General features: G+C 61.6%; 14 protein-coding genes. 6 read left to right on the forward strand and 8 right to left on the reverse strand.

The features are described 5' to 3' along the window. From NCHU2750_RS16115 to NCHU2750_RS16125, 3 genes are all read left to right on the forward strand, one after another. Positions 1 to 1,731, forward strand: a complete 1,731-nt coding sequence (locus NCHU2750_RS16115; RefSeq protein ID WP_119941439.1) for a hypothetical protein — start codon at positions 1 to 3, stop codon at positions 1,729 to 1,731. 325 nt (positions 1,732 to 2,056) lie between these two features. Further along, positions 2,057 to 3,631 carry a Re/Si-specific NAD(P)(+) transhydrogenase subunit alpha gene (locus tag NCHU2750_RS16120; RefSeq protein ID WP_119941440.1) on the forward strand — a complete coding sequence of 525 codons (1,575 nt, stop codon included), beginning with the start codon at positions 2,057 to 2,059 and terminating at the stop codon, positions 3,629 to 3,631. A gap of 20 nt (positions 3,632 to 3,651) precedes the next feature. After that, the gene (locus NCHU2750_RS16125) at positions 3,652 to 5,097 is read left to right on the forward strand and encodes an NAD(P)(+) transhydrogenase (Re/Si-specific) subunit beta (protein ID WP_119941441.1); all 1,446 of its coding nucleotides are present in this window, start codon (positions 3,652 to 3,654) and stop codon (positions 5,095 to 5,097) included. Positions 5,098 to 5,191: 94 nt separating this feature from the next. On the opposite strand, the gene NCHU2750_RS16130 is transcribed toward NCHU2750_RS16125, so the two are convergent. From NCHU2750_RS16130 to NCHU2750_RS16160, 7 genes are all read right to left on the reverse strand, one after another. After that, positions 5,192 to 6,472, reverse strand: a complete 1,281-nt coding sequence (locus NCHU2750_RS16130; RefSeq protein ID WP_119941442.1) for a beta-eliminating lyase-related protein — start codon at positions 6,470 to 6,472, stop codon at positions 5,192 to 5,194. Continuing rightward, positions 6,469 to 7,335: an ABC transporter permease gene (locus NCHU2750_RS16135; RefSeq protein WP_119941443.1), complete on the reverse strand. Its 867-nt coding sequence runs from the start codon at positions 7,333 to 7,335 to the stop codon at positions 6,469 to 6,471. The genes NCHU2750_RS16130 and NCHU2750_RS16135 overlap by 4 nt, the downstream gene beginning before the upstream one ends. Continuing rightward, a complete protein-coding gene (locus tag NCHU2750_RS16140; RefSeq protein ID WP_162939656.1) occupies positions 7,335 to 8,324 on the reverse strand; it encodes an ABC transporter permease in 990 nt (329 codons plus the stop codon). Before NCHU2750_RS16140 ends, NCHU2750_RS16135 begins: the two co-directional genes overlap by 1 nt. Before the next feature lie 86 nt (positions 8,325 to 8,410). After that, positions 8,411 to 9,997, reverse strand: a complete 1,587-nt coding sequence (locus tag NCHU2750_RS16145; protein WP_119941445.1) for an ABC transporter substrate-binding protein — start codon at positions 9,995 to 9,997, stop codon at positions 8,411 to 8,413. A 47-nt stretch (positions 9,998 to 10,044) separates the two neighbouring features. Next, positions 10,045 to 11,031 (reverse strand): ABC transporter ATP-binding protein, encoded by a 987-nt coding sequence (locus NCHU2750_RS16150; RefSeq protein WP_119941446.1) that lies wholly within the window; start codon positions 11,029 to 11,031, stop codon positions 10,045 to 10,047. Continuing rightward, positions 11,028 to 12,053 (reverse strand): ABC transporter ATP-binding protein, encoded by a 1,026-nt coding sequence (locus tag NCHU2750_RS16155; protein ID WP_245480265.1) that lies wholly within the window; start codon positions 12,051 to 12,053, stop codon positions 11,028 to 11,030. The genes NCHU2750_RS16150 and NCHU2750_RS16155 overlap by 4 nt, the downstream gene beginning before the upstream one ends. A gap of 158 nt (positions 12,054 to 12,211) precedes the next feature. Next, positions 12,212 to 13,015 carry a DeoR/GlpR family DNA-binding transcription regulator gene (locus NCHU2750_RS16160; RefSeq protein WP_162939657.1) on the reverse strand — a complete coding sequence of 268 codons (804 nt, stop codon included), beginning with the start codon at positions 13,013 to 13,015 and terminating at the stop codon, positions 12,212 to 12,214. A gap of 469 nt (positions 13,016 to 13,484) precedes the next feature. Between NCHU2750_RS16160 and NCHU2750_RS16165 the strand changes: the two genes are divergently transcribed. Genes NCHU2750_RS16165 through mog form a run of 3 tightly spaced genes read left to right on the forward strand, consistent with a single transcriptional unit; the run spans position 13,485 to position 15,599 of the window. Next, positions 13,485 to 14,018 (forward strand): DUF2478 domain-containing protein, encoded by a 534-nt coding sequence (locus NCHU2750_RS16165; protein WP_119941448.1) that lies wholly within the window; start codon positions 13,485 to 13,487, stop codon positions 14,016 to 14,018. A 23-nt stretch (positions 14,019 to 14,041) separates the two neighbouring features. Beyond that, complete coding sequence (gene moaA / locus NCHU2750_RS16170; protein WP_245480266.1) at positions 14,042 to 15,076, forward strand: GTP 3',8-cyclase MoaA; 1,035 nt, start codon at positions 14,042 to 14,044, stop codon at positions 15,074 to 15,076. Between the two features lies 1 nt (position 15,077). Then, positions 15,078 to 15,599, forward strand: coding sequence for a molybdopterin adenylyltransferase (gene mog, locus NCHU2750_RS16175; protein WP_119941449.1), 522 nt, complete (start codon positions 15,078 to 15,080; stop codon positions 15,597 to 15,599). A 68-nt stretch (positions 15,600 to 15,667) separates the two neighbouring features. On the opposite strand, the gene NCHU2750_RS16180 is transcribed toward mog, so the two are convergent. Continuing rightward, a complete protein-coding gene (locus NCHU2750_RS16180; protein WP_119941450.1) occupies positions 15,668 to 17,185 on the reverse strand; it encodes a UxaA family hydrolase in 1,518 nt (505 codons plus the stop codon). Positions 17,186 to 17,372 lie beyond the last annotated feature (187 nt).

The following is a 17,372-nucleotide window of genomic DNA, read 5'->3' on the forward strand; positions in this document are numbered from 1 at the left end:
ATGACCATGACCGGGATTTCGCCCCTGCTTCTGCACGAACTGAAGATACTGGTTGAGGCCGGCTGCACGAGGCTGCCCGCCCCATACCCCGCTTTCGTGCTGTTCTTTTCAGTCAGCGACGGCGAGGATCGCGCCGAAGTGACGATTGCACGCGGTTCGTCCTTCGAAACCGCGTGGCAGACGGGCATGCAGGCGGTCCGCAAGAGCATGCAGCGCCAGTCCGGCCGCCGGCGATGGCTGAGGGTCGACTGGCCATCGGCCATCGAGGCATCGACCTGGAGCGAATTCCGTCGTGTGCTGGACAACACCAAGCGCAACTATTTCCGCCTCGGCCTGGCGCTCGACGAGAATTTCGATTGCGCCTTTCTGGAGCAGGAACTCAACGCCAATGCCATGCTCTATGGCGGCAACCACCGTACTGCAGCCGAATTGAACGAGAAGAACTTTCTCGTTTATTTCAGGAACCGCTTCCCGGAAAAATCCGCGCCAGATTTTGCCGCTTATGAAAAGATCCATCTGTTTGCCGGTGCCGGCGCCTTCTGTGATGGCAAATCCGTCTATCCCCTCCATGCGACGGGTCGGGACGCCGGCCGCCGGGTGATCGACCTGCTCGATGTCGGCAAGGTCAACGCGCTGATATCGGATGGAGCAGAATTTCTGGCGCGACAGGTCGGGCCCGATGGCCGTTTCATCTACGGCTACCATCCCTGTTTCGACCGCGTGATCGGCACCTACAACACGCTGCGCCATGCCAGCACGACCTATGCGATGATCGAGGCCTATGAGGTGACCCGTAGCGCCACCCTTCGCGAGGCGATCAATCAGTCGCTCTCCTGCCTGACACGCGACCTGATCGTCCATGCCCTGTTGCCGGATGGCCAGCTTGCCGCCTTCCTCAGGGAGGCCAATGGCGAGATCAAGCTCGGCGGCAATGCGGTGGCGATCCTCGCGCTGACGAAATTCGCCAGTGTCTTTGGCGACGACATGCATGACGAACTGATGGAACGGCTGGCCCTCGGCATCTGCTTCATGCAGGACAAGAGGACCGGCGCCTTCCGCCATGTGCTGAGCTTCCCGAGCCTCGAAACGCGGGAGGAATTCCGCACCATCTATTACGAGGGGGAAGCGGCCTTCGCGCTGATGCGGCTCTACGATCTGACGCTGGACGAGCGCTGGCTGGAAGCGGTCGAGCTCGCCTTCGGCCATTTCATCCGGAACGACCACGCCCGCCATCACGATCACTGGCTCGCCTATGCTGCCGCCGAACTCACCCGTTATCGCCGCAGGCCGGACTATTACCGTTTCGCCATGGACAATGTTGCCGGCCATCTCGATTTCGTCGCCGACCGCATCACGACATTTCCGACCCTGCTTGAGCTGATGCTCGCCACGCAGGATACCCTGTCGCGCCTCGATATGGATGAACGCTACCGCCATCTGCTTTCCCGGATCGACCGGCCGCGCTTCGACGAGGCGCTGGAAAAGCGCGCCCATTACCTGCTCAACGGCCACTTCTGGCCGGAAATGGCGATGTTCATGCGCAATCCCGCGCGCATTTTCGGTTCCTTCTTCATCCGCCACCATGCCTTCCGCGTCCGCATCGACGATGTCGAGCATTACCTGTCCGGTTACGTGGCCTACCGGGCGCATCTGCTGACAGCGGTGAGCCGAAGACTGATTGCCGATCCCGACCGCCCCTCCACGCCACCGACAAGCGCCGGAACGACATAAACGACCGGCACCGGCCGATCGCGCGGCAGGCACCGCACAGCGCGACCTATCGTCGCGAGCCAGACCCTGCAAGGTCGTGATTCACCAGCATAAAAACCCGAATACGCGAATATTCGCGACGGTTTTCGACCAAACCTGCCTTGTCAGCCCGCAAAAACAGCCGCTAGCTGCATATCGCGGCAACCGCGGATGAACTTCCCAACGGGAAATTCTTGGCGTGATCCCGACCGATACGATACAGCGTCGTGCTGATGCTCCGAATATTATGCGGGTTGAGACCTGCGAATTTCGGAAACAATGAAGATATGAACTGGGGACGAGACGATTGAAGATAGGGGTTCTGAGAGAACGCGCAGACCGCGAGGCACGCGTTGGGATGACGCCGGACAGTGCTCTGGCCTTGCAGAAGCTTGGCTACGACTGTTTGATCGAGACAGGAGCCGGCAAGGCGGCAGGCTTTGTCGATGAGGCCTATCGTGCCGCAGGGGTCACGGTGGTCGAGACCGCCGATGCGTTGATCGCAGGCTCTGACGTGATCGCCAAGGTGCGGCCGCCGGAAGTTGCCGAAGTCGACAAGCTCGGCCCCGGCAAGACGCTGATCTCCTTCTTCTATCCGGCGCAGAACAAGGACCTGCTGGAACAGGCAAAGGCCAAGGGCGCCAATGTCATCGCCATGGACATGGTGCCGCGCATTTCGCGTGCCCAGAAGATGGACGCGCTGTCGTCGATGGCCAACATCGCCGGCTACCGCGCCGTCATCGAGGCCGGCAACAATTTCGGCCGCTTCTTCACCGGCCAGGTCACGGCTGCAGGCAAGGTGCCGCCGGCCAAGGTCCTGGTCATCGGTGCCGGCGTTGCAGGCCTTGCCGCGATCGGCACCGCCACCTCGCTCGGTGCCATCACCTATGCCTTCGACGTTCGCCCGGAAGTGGCCGAACAGATCGAATCCATGGGCGCCGAATTCGTCTTCCTCGACTTCAAGGAACAGCAGCAGGATGGCGCCGCCACCGGTGGCTATGCCGCTCCTTCCTCTCCCGAGTTCCGCGAGAAGCAGCTGGAAAAATTCCGCGAACTGGCGCCGCAGATCGATATCGTCATCACCACGGCACTGATCCCCGGTCGTGATGCACCAAAGCTCTGGACCGCCGACATGGTGGCCCTGATGAAGCCGGGTTCGGTCATCATCGACCTTGCCGCCGAACGCGGCGGCAATTGCGATCTCACCGTCGCCGACGAACGCGTGGTGTCGGAGAACGGCGTCATCGTTATCGGTTACACCGACTTCCCGAGCCGCATGGCCGCCCAGTCCTCGACGCTCTATTCGACCAATATCCGTCACATGATGACGGACCTGACGCCGGCAAAGGACGGTGTTGTCGTCCACAACATGGAAGACGACGTCATCCGCGGCGCGACCGTGACCAAGGATGGCGAGATTACCTTCCCGCCGCCGCCGCCAAAAATCCAGGCGATTGCCGCCCAGAAGCCGAAGGAGAAGGCCAGGGAGCTGACGCCTGAGGAAAAGCGGGCGAAGGAAGTCACAGCCTTCAAGGCGCAGACCAAGAACCAGGCCATTCTTCTGGCCGTCGCCACCGTGCTTTTGCTCGTCGTTGGCGCCTATGCGCCATCGAGCTTCATGAGCCATTTCGTCGTCTTCGTGCTCTCCTGTTTCATCGGCTTCCAGGTCATCTGGAACGTCTCGCATTCGCTGCATACGCCGCTGATGGCCGTCACCAACGCCATTTCCGGCATCGTCATCCTCGGTGCACTGCTGCAGATCGGCTCGGGCAACTGGCTGGTCGTCATCCTCGGCGCTCTGTCGGTTCTGGTCGCGACGATCAACATCGTCGGCGGTTTTCTCGTGACACGGCGCATGCTCGCCATGTTCCAGAAGTCTTGAGTGCGTAGGGGGTTATTCACATGACGATCGGTATCGTTTCGGCCGCCTATATCTCTTCGGCTGTTCTTTTCATCCTGTCGCTCGGCGGCCTTTCCGGTCAGGAGAGCGCCAAGCGCGCCGTCTGGTACGGCATTATCGGCATGGCGCTCGCCGTCATCGCCACCTTCTTCGGCCCGGGCGTGGCCACCAGTTTCGGTATCGGCCTGATCATCCTGATCATGGTCGCCGCCGGTTCCATCGCCGGCTATTATGTCGCCAACCGCGTGCAGATGACGGAAATGCCGCAGCTTGTCGCTGCCCTCCACTCCTTCGTCGGCCTTGCCGCCGTCTTCATCGGCTACAATGCCCATATCGAAGCCTGGCGTGTCGGCGGGCTGGACGAGGCTGGCCGTGCAGCGCTTGAAGGCTTCTCCGCCATCATCGCCCACAAGGATCCGGTCGAGCTTGCGATCATGAAGGTCGAGGTCTTTCTCGGCGTCTTCATCGGTGCGGTCACCTTCACCGGTTCGGTCGTCGCCTTCGGCAAGCTGGCCGGCAAGGTCGATGGCAAGGCGAAGAAACTGCCCGGCGGCCATGTGCTGAATGCCGGTGCTGCGATCCTCTCCTTCATGCTGCTGCTCTGCTATTTCGGCGGCGGCGGTGCATGGACGCTGATCGCAATGACGTTGCTCGCCTTCTTCATCGGCTATCACCTGATCATGGGCATTGGCGGCGCCGACATGCCGGTCGTCGTCTCGATGCTGAACAGCTATTCCGGCTGGGCCGCGGCAGCGATCGGCTTCACCCTCGGCAACGATCTTCTGATCGTCACCGGCGCATTGGTCGGCTCGTCCGGCGCGATCCTCTCCTACATCATGTGCAAGGCGATGAACCGTTCCTTCGTCTCGGTCATCCTCGGCGGCTTCGGCGGCACGACCGGTCCGGCCATGGCAATCGAGGGCGAACAGATCGCCATCGATGCCGAAGGTGTGGCCAATGCCCTGAACGATGCCGACAGTGTCATCATCGTCCCGGGCTATGGCATGGCAGTGGCGCAGGCGCAGCAGGCCGTCTCCGAACTGACCCGCAAGCTGCGTGCAGCCGGCAAGGAAGTCCGCTTTGCCATCCACCCGGTCGCCGGCCGTCTGCCGGGCCACATGAACGTGCTGCTCGCAGAAGCCAAGGTGCCCTACGACATCGTCATGGAAATGGACGAGATCAACGACGATTTCCCCAATACCGACGTCGTCATCGTCATCGGCTCCAACGACATCGTCAATCCGGCCGCCCAGGAAGACCCGAACTCGCCGATCGCCGGCATGCCGGTGCTCGAAGTCTGGAAGGCCAAGCAGGTCTTCGTCTCCAAGCGCGGCCAGGGTACGGGCTATTCCGGCATCGAGAACCCGCTCTTCTACAAGGAGAACACCCGCATGTTCTATGGCGACGCCAAGAAGTCGGTCTCCGAACTCCTGCCGATGATCAAGTAAGGCAAGACACCAGAATGCAGAAAGGGCCGGATTTCCGGCCCTTTTTCATGCATGATGTTCTGTTTCAGGCCCCGCATTTACCGGGGATTGGCGCTCAGAGCGAAAAACGCGGATCGATGCCCGGATACTGGTCGGCAAGCTCGACAACGCCGGCCCGCACCGCATCCGCCCCGCGACGGGAAAGCACCACGTCGGCAATCAGCCCTGCCAGAACCTTGATACTGTCATCGCTATAGCCCAGCCGGGCGATATCGTTGGCACCGATGCGCAGCGCCGTGCGTGGCTTGCCATCCTCGGGCCAGATATCCGTCGCCGTGGTGAAGATGCCGATCGCTTCCAACTGCGAGCGGAACCCGGCAGCCGGGCCGAAGGGCGTCGTATTGGCCAGCAGCATATGCGATTGCGTGAAGCCCAGTTCGCGCCCGACGACATCGATACCTTCTTCACAAAGCGCCAAAGCCAGCTTCTGCGCCGTCGAAACCACCGCCCCGGTCAGCGCATGCCCGAAGGTCAGCATCTCGGCAAACACCACGCCCATCGCGGCAACGCGGTTGTTCTGGTAATTGTCGAGCCTGACCCGCGTCACCGCTCGCACCCGCTCGGCCGTCTCCGCATCGCGGGAAACGATCAGCCCGCCGATCGGGCCGGGAAACGTCTTCTGCGTCGAGCCGGTAAAGGCGAGCGCGCCGGCATCGAGCGGATTCTGGAACGATTTCCCGGCAATCAGCCCCGCCACATGGGCACCGTCATAGATGACCTCCGCGCCGACGGAACGGGCGATCTCGACCACCTTGTCGACCGGGTAGCCGAACAGGATCTTGGCCGTGCCTATGATGGTCAGCTTCGGCCGCTCCTGCTCGGCAAGTGCCCGCAGCGCCTCGAGATCGATCACCATGCCGCCATCGCTGAACGGCAGGTCGACGACCTTGAGACCCATGAAGCCGGCAAAACCTTCCGGCCGCAGACTCGCATGACCGCCGGCGACCGGCGACGGCGCGATGATCGTATCGCCCGGCTTGGCAAACGCCATCAGCAGCGTTTCATTGGCAAGCGAACCGGACATCGGCCGGTATTCGGGAAAATACGGGTGAAACAGTTTTCCCGCCAGCGAGGCGACGATCTCTTCCATCGCATCGAGCCACTTCGCCCCGCCATGCGCCCGCGATCCAAGCTCGCCCGAAGCGAACTTGGCGGCGAAGCTGGAGCTCAGGCAGGCGATCGCCTGCGGCGAGATGCGGTTCTGCGAGGCGACGAGGTTGACCGACTGCGTCAGCCGGTAGCGTTCGTTCATCGAGGCCGCCTCGGTAATGCCGCGCACGGCCTCCGACAGGAGCGACAGGGATTGGTCCGATTGGTCCACTTGCATGCCTTTCATGCGACGGCTGCCTTCTTTTTGGCGGCGCGCGGCGCCGGCGCACTGCGGCGCAGCTTGGGGCTCAATGCCTTGGTCAGACCATCGCCGAGAAGATTGAGGCTGAGGCCGGTCAGGCTGATCGCAAGCCCCGGAAAGAAGGGCATCCAGAATGAGACGAGAAGAAACTGCTGGGCATTGCTCAACATCGAACCCCAGCTGACAGTCGAAGCATCGCTCAGGCCGAAGAAGGCAAGGCCCGCTTCGAGCAGGATGGCCGACGACATCAGGAGTGATGCGTTGGCGATCACCACCGGCAGGATATTGGGGATGAGATGGCGAAGGATGATGCGCCGGTGGCTGGCACCAGCGGCAACCAGCGCCTCGACGAAATCGGACTTTCGAAGCGTCAGGAACTCGACGCGGGCAAGCCGCGCCACCTGCGGCCAGCTGACGAGACCGATCGTCAGGATGACCACCCAGATCGTCGTGCCGAACAGCGACAGGAGCGCCATGGCAAGAAAAAGCCGCGGCATGACGATGAAGAGCTGAGTGAGACGCTCCAGAACCTCGCCGATGAAGCCGCCGAAATAGCCGCCGACCGCTCCGACGAACAGGCCGACGATCGTCGCGAAGATCACCGACAAGAGGCCGACGATCAAAGCCGTGCGGGCGCCGACGACGATGCCGGCAAAGATATCGCGACCGAGATTGTCGGTGCCGAACCAGTGGCTAAACGACGGTGCGAGCATGGTCGCCGCCGAATTCGTCGTCATCGGATCGACATGCAAAAGAAACGGAGCGGCCGTACCGGAAAACAGAAGCAGGACGAACAATGCGAGACCGATCTGGCCGGGCAGTTCGAGGGCGTGAAGGAAGGAGCGCATCAGCCTGTTCCTCCCACGCGGGTTCTCGGATCGAGCATGTTCTGGACGATCCCGGTCAAGGCATCGACGACGATGGTCAGCACCGAGGAGATCAACAGCAGGCCGATCAAGAGCGGCCGGTCGCGGCCGAGCACGGCATCAAGGATCAGGCGCCCGAGCCCCGGCCAGTTGAACACCATCTCGGTCAGCGTCGCACCGGTCAGCATCGTGCCGAAGGAAATGCCGGTAATGGTGACGACCGGCAGAAGCGCGTTGCGCAGCGCATGGCGATAAAGCACCTGCTGCGAGGCGAGCCCCTTGGCGCGGGCGGTGCGAATATAATCCTCACGCAACACCTGCAACAGGCTGGTGCGGACGAATCTCTGGGTGACGGCCATATGCCAGGCCCCCAGTGCGGTCGCCGGCAGAACCAAGTGCCAGGCGACATCGACGGCCTTCGTCCACTCGCCGCCACGGATGAACAGCGAGCGCATGCCCATCACCGGGAAGACGCTGGCTTTCACCGCCAGTGCATAGATAAGCAGCTGCGCCAGCCAGAAGACCGGCAACGAGAAAGCGAGCACGACGAAGATGCGCAGCGCGATATCGCCGAAACTGCCTTCGTTGACCGCCGAATAGACGCCGGCCACCGTACCGAGCAGCGAAAACACCACGATCGAGGAGGCGAGGAGCAGGAGCGTTGCCGGCAGGCGCTCGGCGAACAGGTCCCAGACCGGCGTCTGGAAACGGATCGAATAGCCGAGATCGCCGACGCAGAGCTTGGCGAGATAATGCCAGTATTGCACAAAGATCGGTTGGTCGAGCCCGTATTCCGCCCGCATCCGGGCAATGAATTCGGGCGACGCACCGCCGTTCTCACCCACAAGCGACTGGATCGGATCACCCGGCGCCAGATGGATCAGGATGAAGCTCAGCGTCACGATGGCCCACAACAGGCCAATGACGGAAAGCAAGCGCCGCAGCAGGGCTATGGTCAGGCGTATCAACACGGAAAATTCGGCCCGGCTCTATCTCGATGAATGGGAAATGCCGGCCCACCCATCATTGGGCAGGCCGGAAATTGCAGTGAAAACGATCAGGCCTTCTCGACGTTTTCGTAGCTATCGCGATGGGTGCCGCCCGGCGGCAGGCCGGTAAACGCCTTGCGATAGGCATAGGCGAAGTCGTCTTCGTAGAGCGGCACGACCGGCAGGTCGGTCATGACAGCCTGGACGATCTTCTGGTAGGTCGCATACCGCTCGGCCGGATCAACCTGCTTGACCCCCTGGTCGAACAGCGCGTCGACCGTGGCATTCTTGTAGCCCATGCCGTTGGTATAGGCGCCCTGGCCGACCATCGCCGCGGTGAAGCCCTTGGCCATGATGGCCGGATCGGGACCGAAGGACGGGTTGCAAAGCCCGAGCTGGAAGTCACGCGCCGTGAACATCTTGTCGATGGCCGCCGCCTCGTCCATCTTTTGGATCTGCAAGTCGATGCCTGCCTCGCGGAACCAGTCACGCATCAGGTTGGCGATCGGCTCATATTCGGCCCAGCCGGTGGAGACGACGATCGACAGCGCAAAACGCATGCCGTCCGCCTTCTTCGGCAGGCCGGCAGCATCGAGCAGCGCATTGGCCTTGGCCGCATCCGGCTTGTAGCTCACGCCGGTCTGGTCGTTCGGCACATACCAGGAGATCGGGTTGTCGGCGATCTTGCCGACATTCTTGCGCACCGTCGACAGGATCTCATCCTTGCGGATGAGATGCGCGATCGCCTGACGCACTTCGAGCTTGCAAAGCGTCGGATCGTCGAGGTTGAACAGCACGCTGCCGGTGCCGCGGAACAGGTAGGAAGCAGTACCGATCACCCAGCCCTTCGGCCCGAGCCGCGTCTTCAGCGTCTCGACCAGATCGAAGGACACGCCGAGCGGGGCGAAATCGATCTGTTCGGCCTCCATCGCCGCAACCATCGTGTTGGTATCGGGAATGATGACAAAGACCAGCTCATCGAGATGCGGCCTGTCCTTCTTGAAATAGTCGGCATTCTTTTCCAGCCGCAGGAAATTGCCCTTACTCCATTCGGCCAGCTTGAACGGGCCGGTGCCGATCGGCGCCGTATTGGCCGGGTTCTGCATGATATCCGTGCCGTCATAGATATGCTTCGGCAGGATCGTCGCGTGGCGCACTTCGAGCAGTTGGATGAACGGCGCATAGGCATATTTCAGCTTGAACACGACCGTGTTGTCATCCGGTGTCTCGATCGTGTCGATGGCGCTGAAATTGACCTTGCCGACCGGATGCAGCGGCAGCAGCACCTTTTCGAAGGAGAATTTCACGTCGGCAGAAGTGAACGGCTTGCCGTCATGCCACTTGATACCGGGTGCGAGATGGAACGTGTAGACGAGGCCGTCCGTCGAGATATCCCAGGACTGCGCCAGATCGGGAACCGGTGTGCCGTTCATGTCGAAACGCGTCAGGGCGCTGTAGATATTGGCGCCGATCAGCTGCACGCCGCCGACCGTGGTCACGGCCGGGTTGAGATGGCGCGGCTCGCTGGTGCGCAGGCCGACCACCAGATTGCCGCCCTCTTCCGCCGCAAAGGCGGCCGAACCGAAGGACAGAACCTCCGCGGCCGCCGGAAGCGCCGCGAGATATGACAAAAGCGTGCGTCTTTTCATTTCCATGTCTGCTGTCCTCGTTCCCTTGTTGTCGTTGAGGAAGGTATTTGCATTCAGGCTGCTGATGCCGCCGGCTGATCGGCGAGCGGGAAATGGCAGGCCACGGCGTGATCCGGACCTTTGGAAGTCAGCGCCGGCTTCTGCACCTTGCAGATATCCTGCGCGCGACTGCAGCGGGGGTGAAAGCGACAGCCTGTGGGTGGATTGATCGGCGACGGAACATCGCCCTTCAACAGGATGCGCTGCTTGCGCACCGTCGGATCGGCAACCGGCACGGCCGAAAGCAATGCTTCCGAATAGGGATGGAGCGGCCGCGAATAGAGCGACTTTGCCGAGGCAAGCTCGACCAGCTGGCCAAGATACATCACGGCAACGCGATCGCTGACATGCTTCACCACCGACAGGTCATGCGAAATGATGATGTAGGAGAGCCCGAGTTCCGACTGCAGATCGCCCAGAAGATTGATGATCTGCGCCTGGATCGACACGTCGAGCGCCGAAACAGGTTCGTCACCGATGATCAGGTCCGGCCCGAGCGTCAGCGCCCGCGCAATGCCGATCCGCTGCCGCTGGCCGCCGGAAAACTCATGCGGATAACGCTTCAGCTGATCGGGACGCAGGCCCACCCGCTCCATCAGATAGGCAACCCGGTCGCGCCGCTCGGCACGTGTGCCGATGCGGTGTATGGTCAGCATTTCGGTGAGGATCTGCTCCACCGTCATGCGCGGATCGAGCGACGCATAGGGATCCTGGAAGATGATCTGCATGCGGCGACGGAATTTTTTCAGTTCCGCGCCTTTCAGCGTCGAGACATCCTGCCCGTCGAAGCGCACCTGGCCGGCCGTCGGCTCCATCAGCCGCAGCAGCAGACGCCCGGTCGTGGATTTCCCACAGCCGGACTCCCCGACCAGCCCCAGCGTCTCACCCTTTTTCAGGCTGAAACTGACGCCATCGACCGCCTGCACGAACTGCCGGCTGCCGAGCTTGCCTTCTACAGGAAAATGCTTGGTGAGATTGTCGACCTCGAGAATATTGCTCATGCAGCAATCTCCTCGTCATGATGGCCCACCGCCCAGCAGCGGACGAAATGGCCGGGAGATACTTCGCGCATCTGCGGCTTTTCCTGTCGACAGAGTTTGTCGCCATGCTCGAAGCGCGGACAGAAGCCGCAGCCGCCGGCCGGCGCCCAGAGCGGCGGCACGGTGCCGGGAATTTCCTGCAGCCGTTCGCCCTCACCCGCCAGTCCCGGAATGGCCTTGAGCAGCCGGCGCGTATAGGGATGCTGCGGATTGGCAAAGAGTTCGCCGACCGGCGCCATCTCCACCACCTTGCCGGCATACATGACGCAGACCCTCTGCGCGGTTTCGGCAACGACACCGAGATCATGGGTGATCAGGATCACCGCCATGCCGAGCTCCTGCTTCAACCGGGTCATCAGGTCGAGAACCTGCGCCTGGATGGTCACGTCGAGCGCCGTCGTCGGCTCGTCGGCAATCAACAGCTTGGGGCGACAGGCAAGCGCCATGGCGATCATCACCCGCTGGCGCATGCCGCCGGAAAACTGGTGCGGATATTCCTTGGCCCGCCGCTCGGGTGCCGCAAGACCGACAAGCCGCAGCATATCGACGGCCGTCTCCCAGGCCTGGCGCTTGCCGACCCGCTGATGCAGCTTGATCGCCTCGGCAATCTGCGAGCCGACGGTCAGTACCGGGTTGAGCGACGTCATCGGCTCCTGAAAGATCATCGAGATCTTGCTGCCGCGCAGATGACGGATCTCGTCTTCCGAAAGTGACGCCAGATCGACGCCGTCGAACAGGATCTCGCCACCGACCACCCGGCCGTTCTTCGGCAAGAGACCGAGGATGGACAGCGAGGTCAGGCTCTTGCCGCAGCCGGATTCGCCGACCAGACAGACCGTCTCGCCATCGCGGACCTCGAAGGACACATCATCGAGCGCAATCACCTTGCCCTCGGACGTATCGAATTCCGTACGCAATGAACGGACCGCCAGAAGCGGCACGGTCATGTCATTGCTGGAAGCATCGATCTGCATCTCGGCCATCTATGTTCGGCATCCCTGATTTATGCAGGGCAGCATAGGCCGAATATGTGGAAAGTCCACGTTAAATATGTGGCAAACCCACATTTACGGTGCAAAATTTGCGATCATACGCTCAGATTTTAGGCATACACCATGGATTTTATGTGGATTTTCCACAATCAATTCTGACTATTGACCAGCCGCAGCTCGATCGCCGCCTCATCGATTGCTTCCATCAACTGCTCGTCGGGCATCTGGTTGGTGACCAGAATGTCGATATCGGCAAGCTCGGAGATAGTCTCCAGATGCCGAATCCCGAACTTGCTCTGATCGGCGATCAGAATGACCTGCTCGACCCGCCCGATCATGGCTCTCAGGTTCCATGCGATCGGCGAGCGGGACTCGTTCGGACCGTCGGCCGTCAGGCCGCTCGCACCAAAGAACAGCTTGGTGCCATGGAACTTGCTGAAGAAAGCCTGAGTCTCGGCCCCCGAAACCGACTGCTCGACGGCATCGAATTCGCCCGGCGCCAGAAGCACGCGAACCCCTTCACGGCCGAAAAATGCGCTGGCGACGCGGACACTGGTCGTCAGCACGGTAAGATCCTCGGCAACCTGCGCCAGATGCTCGGCAAACTGCAGCGAGGTGACGCCGGAACTGATGAACAGCACGTCGCCGGGCTGCACCAGCTTGACCGCCTCCTGCGCCAGCGCGTCGCGCACCTGCACATTGGTCTCCATACGCTCGCTGAACGATGGATCGCGTCCCGGCGCATAGGCCATGGCGCCACCGTAAGTGCGGCTGATCAGGCCCTGCGAATGCAGCTTTTCGAGATCCCGCCGGATCGTTTCCTGGCTGACGGCGAACTCTTCGGCAAGCGAACTCAGCCGGACGCTGGAATTAACGCGAATGGCGGAGAGAACGAGCCGCAGGCGTTCGGCGCGGCTGATTTTCAAGCTTTGCTGCGCAGACTGTATTGTCACTGTGACGCCCCTATGCCGGATGAGAAACCCTGCCGCCGGAACCTGATAACCGGCTCCGATCTTCACGGCGCAAGACCGTTCCGATGTCAGGCCTGCAGTGTTCTTGATGCGCCCCTGGATGGCGCATCGCGGTGTATAGGGCGATTGACGGGGCATAGCAACTGCACCCGAAGACACGCCAGAAGAGCGGAAAAAATCATTGACATTACCGGCTTGAAGGAGGCCGGATTGTGGCTTGCGACAGATCAAGGATGCCGGCAGATGCTGGGGCTAGCCTTGTCGGGAATTGATGTCAGACCTGAGTGGCCATAGCCATGCCGCATGTGGAAGGCTGACGCCCATGAAATGCGAGTTGCAACCATGCCGCCGTTGAGGGTCCGCGCCGAAAGCCAGCAGAATAAGAGTGGGACGACGTGGCTTTCTCCAGTAAGACGTCCCCGGCATTCGATCCGTTTCACGGACCCTGCCAATGAGCGATGACATCCCCCGTCTGGCCGCCATCCCGGCCGAGGAAGCCGGCGACGCAGTGCCGCTCTTGCGTGATATCCTTGCGGCCCTGAGAGCGGATGGCCGGTCGATTGCCGGCAATATCCAGCGCGAGATCGCCACCGATGGCATCTGCTGCCCCGACATGGTTCTGGAGGATATCGAAACCGGCGAGCTTCATTGCATATCGCAGTCGCTCGGTCCCGGAGCCAGCGCATGCCGGCTGGACAGTCAGGCACTCGCCATGGTCGCCGGACGCATGCTGGTGAACCTGGATACGCTGCCCGGCCCCGATCTGCTCTTGCTCAATCGCTTCGGCAAGGCGGAGGCTGAAGGCCGTGGCCTGCGGGCCGTGTTCGAGAAGGCTGCGTCTCTCGGCGTGCCGGTGCTGACCTGCGTCAAGCAGGACTACCGCGCCGCCTGGTCCGATTACACCGGCCCGCTTTCCACCACACTCGCAGCAACGCGGGATGAGGTTCTGGCCTGGTGCCGCTCGGCAATCACCTGCCGACAGTAGGCCGAACAGTAAGGCATATGCTGATGACCAATACCCAGCCCATCTTGCCGGCCTTGATGCAGGCAGCACCCCTGACCGACAGTCTCGGTCGCAAGGTCACCTATCTCCGGATATCCGTCACTGACCGCTGCGATCTGCGCTGCAGCTATTGCATGGCCGAACACATGCAGTTCATGAGCCATAACGACGTGCTGAGGCTTGAGGAGTTCTACCGGCTTGCGACCTTGTTCATGCGCCACGGCGTGCGCAAGATCCGCATCACCGGAGGCGAACCGCTGGTGCGCAAGAACATCATGAGCCTGTTCGAAATGCTCTCCGCCCATCTCGACAATGGCGAGCTCGACGAGGTGGTCGTCACCACCAACGGCTCTCAACTGTCTCGCCACGCGGAAGGGCTGTTCGCCGCCGGCATCCGCCGCATCAACGTCTCGCTCGACAGCCTGAATGCCGACCGCTACCGGCTGCTCACCCGCTGCGGGGATCTGTCCAAGGTCATGAACGGCCTCGACAGGGCGCAGGAGGCCGGGCTCAAAGTCAAGATCAACGCCGTCGCCATGAAGGGCGCTTTCGAAAACGAGGTCGACGACCTGATCCGCTTCGCCCATGGCCGCGGCATGGACCTGACCCTGATCGAGGAAATGCCGCTCGGCAATGTCGGCCATGACCGCAAGGCGAGTTTCCTGTCGCTTGCGGAACTGGAAAAGGATCTCTGGAGTCGCTGGAGCTTGACGCCGCTGGCGTCGGGGACTGGCGGCCCCGCGCGCTACATGCGCATCGAGGAGACGGGCGGAAAGCTCGGCTTCATCACCCCACTCAGCTGCAATTTCTGTTCGAGCTGCAACAGGGTCAGGCTCGACTGCGCCGGAAAATTCTATACCTGTATGGGCAGCGAAGGATCGGTTTCGCTTCGTGAAGCCCTGCGGGATAGTTCATCCGATGAGCGGCTGGAAGCACTGATCTTCGATGCGGTGGCACACAAGCCGCACCATCACAACTTCGCCATGGACCGCGATGTGATGCAGGGCATCGGGCGCCATATGTCCGTGCTTGGAGGCTGACATGAAGATCTTCGTCGTCACCATTTCCGACCGCGCCAGCCGCGGCGAATATCAGGATATCAGCGGCCCGGCGATCGAAGCCTGGCTGACACGGGCGATCGTCAGCCCCTTCGAGATGGAACGCGTGGTCATACCCGATGGCGAAACCGTGGTTCGCGACACGCTGATCGCGCTTGCCGACGAAAGGAAGGCCGATCTGGTCCTGACCACCGGCGGCACCGGGCCCGCGCCACGCGACCAGACACCGGAGGCGATGAAGGGCGTGCTGGAAAAGGAACTGCCCGGCTTCGGCGAACTTCTGCGCCGTGTCGGCCTGGAACAGACGCCGACCTCCATCCTGTCACGCCAGACGGCCGGCACCCGCGGCAGTACGTTCTTCCTGAACCTGCCCGGCAAGCCGGATGCGATCACCCTGTCGCTCGCCGCCGTCTTTCCGGCGATCCCCTATTGCCTCGACTTGATCGGCGCCGACCGGATCGAGACCGATCCCGCCGTGGTCAAAAGTCATCGGCCGGGCAAATGATGCCCGGCCTCCATGACATTGGCTGCATTATTATCGTGTGAGGCCTCATGATGTGAGGCCCGCCGGCCTCACATGACCGCACCGATCTGCCACGGCACGAATTCGGCACCGCCATAGCCGAGCCCTTCGCTCTTCGTCTGCTCGCCCGAAGCAACCTTGATGATCAGTTCGAAAAGCTCCTTGCCCTTCTCCTCGATGCTGACGCCCTCGGTGATGATGTCGCCGCAGTTGAGGTCCATGTCGTCCCCCATGCGCTCATACATTTCCGAATTGGTCGACAGTTTGATGCAGGGGGTCGGCTTGTAGCCGGAAACCGAGCCGCGGCCGGTGGTGAAGACGATCAGGTTGGCGCCCGAAGCGACCTGCCCGGTGACCGAGCACGGGTCGTAGCCGGGGCTGTCCATGAACACGAAACCCTTCCGGTCGATCTTCTCGCCGTATTTATAGACACCGAGCATCGGTGCGGTACCGCCCTTGGCGACGGCCCCGAGCGACTTTTCCAGAATGGTCGTCAGCCCACCGCGCTTGTTGCCGGGCGACGGATTATTGTCCATCTCGCCGCCGTTGCGTGAGGTGTAGTCTTCCCACCATTTCAGCCGCTCGATCAGCTTCATGCCGATCTCGGCGGTTTCCGCCCGTCGTGTCAAAAGGTGCTCGGCGCCATAGACTTCCGAGGTTTCCGACAGGATCGTCGTCCCGCCGTGGCGCACCAGCAGATCCGATGCGTAACCGAGTGCCGGGTTGGCGGTGATGCCGGAATAGCCGTCCGAACCACCGCATTGCATGCCGATGGTGATCTCCGAAACCGGTGCCGGGGTCCGCACCGTGCGATTGGCGAATTCTGCGACGCCGCGCAATTCCTCAAGCCCGCGCTCGATCGTCTTGCGCGTGCCGCCTTCCTGCTGGATCGTCATGTAACGCAGCATGCCGTCCTGGCGGATACGACGACCGCCGATCAGATCCGGGATCTGCATCACCTCGCAGCCGAGGCCGACCAGAAGAATACCGCCGAAATTGGGGTTCTGGGCATAGCCGGACAGCGTCCGGAACAACGTAGCATAGCCCTCGCCGTTATTCGACATGCCGCAACCGGTCCCGTGCGCAATCGCCACGACACCGTCGACATTGGGAAACTGGTCGAGCAGCCCGGACTTTTCCGCCGCTTCAGCAATGAAGCGGGCGACGGAACCGGAACAGTTGACGGTGGTCAGAATGCCGATGTAGTTGCGCGTCCCGACCTTGCCGCCGGCGCGCTTGTAACCCATGAACGTGCGCTTTTCGGTGGCTTCGGGCAGCGGCGTATTGGCACTGGCGAATGCGTAATCCTGTTCGTGCTCCCCCATGCCGAGATTATGCACATGGACATGGTCGCCGGCGGCGATATCGACCTTGGCCTGGCCGATGATCTGGCCGTAGCGCAACACACTGCCGCCCGCCGGAATGGCCTTGGTTGCAATCTTGTGTCCGCGCATGATGGCCTGGCCGACAGCAACACCGCTCGTAGCCAGGATATCGCCTGCAACGAGGTCGCGCAGGGCAATTTCCACATTGTCGGAAGGGTGAAGGCAAATGCTGTTCTTCGTCATGATAGTCGCTTTCTCCTGAACCGGCCCTTGTGCCAGTCGCCGTGCCCGTCATTCGACAAGCCGCGTGAGCACACACAACGCCCTCGCCACCGGTCGATGGCGGATGAAAATCCTGTATTGAATATAGAGTGGAACGAGACCGGCTTATTTGCAGCCGATCAAAATTCCCGAAAAACGTGCAGTTCTG

It is taken from the genome of Neorhizobium sp. NCHU2750, assembly GCF_003597675.1.
In the GTDB taxonomy this organism is placed as follows: Bacteria; Pseudomonadota; Alphaproteobacteria; order Rhizobiales; family Rhizobiaceae; genus Neorhizobium.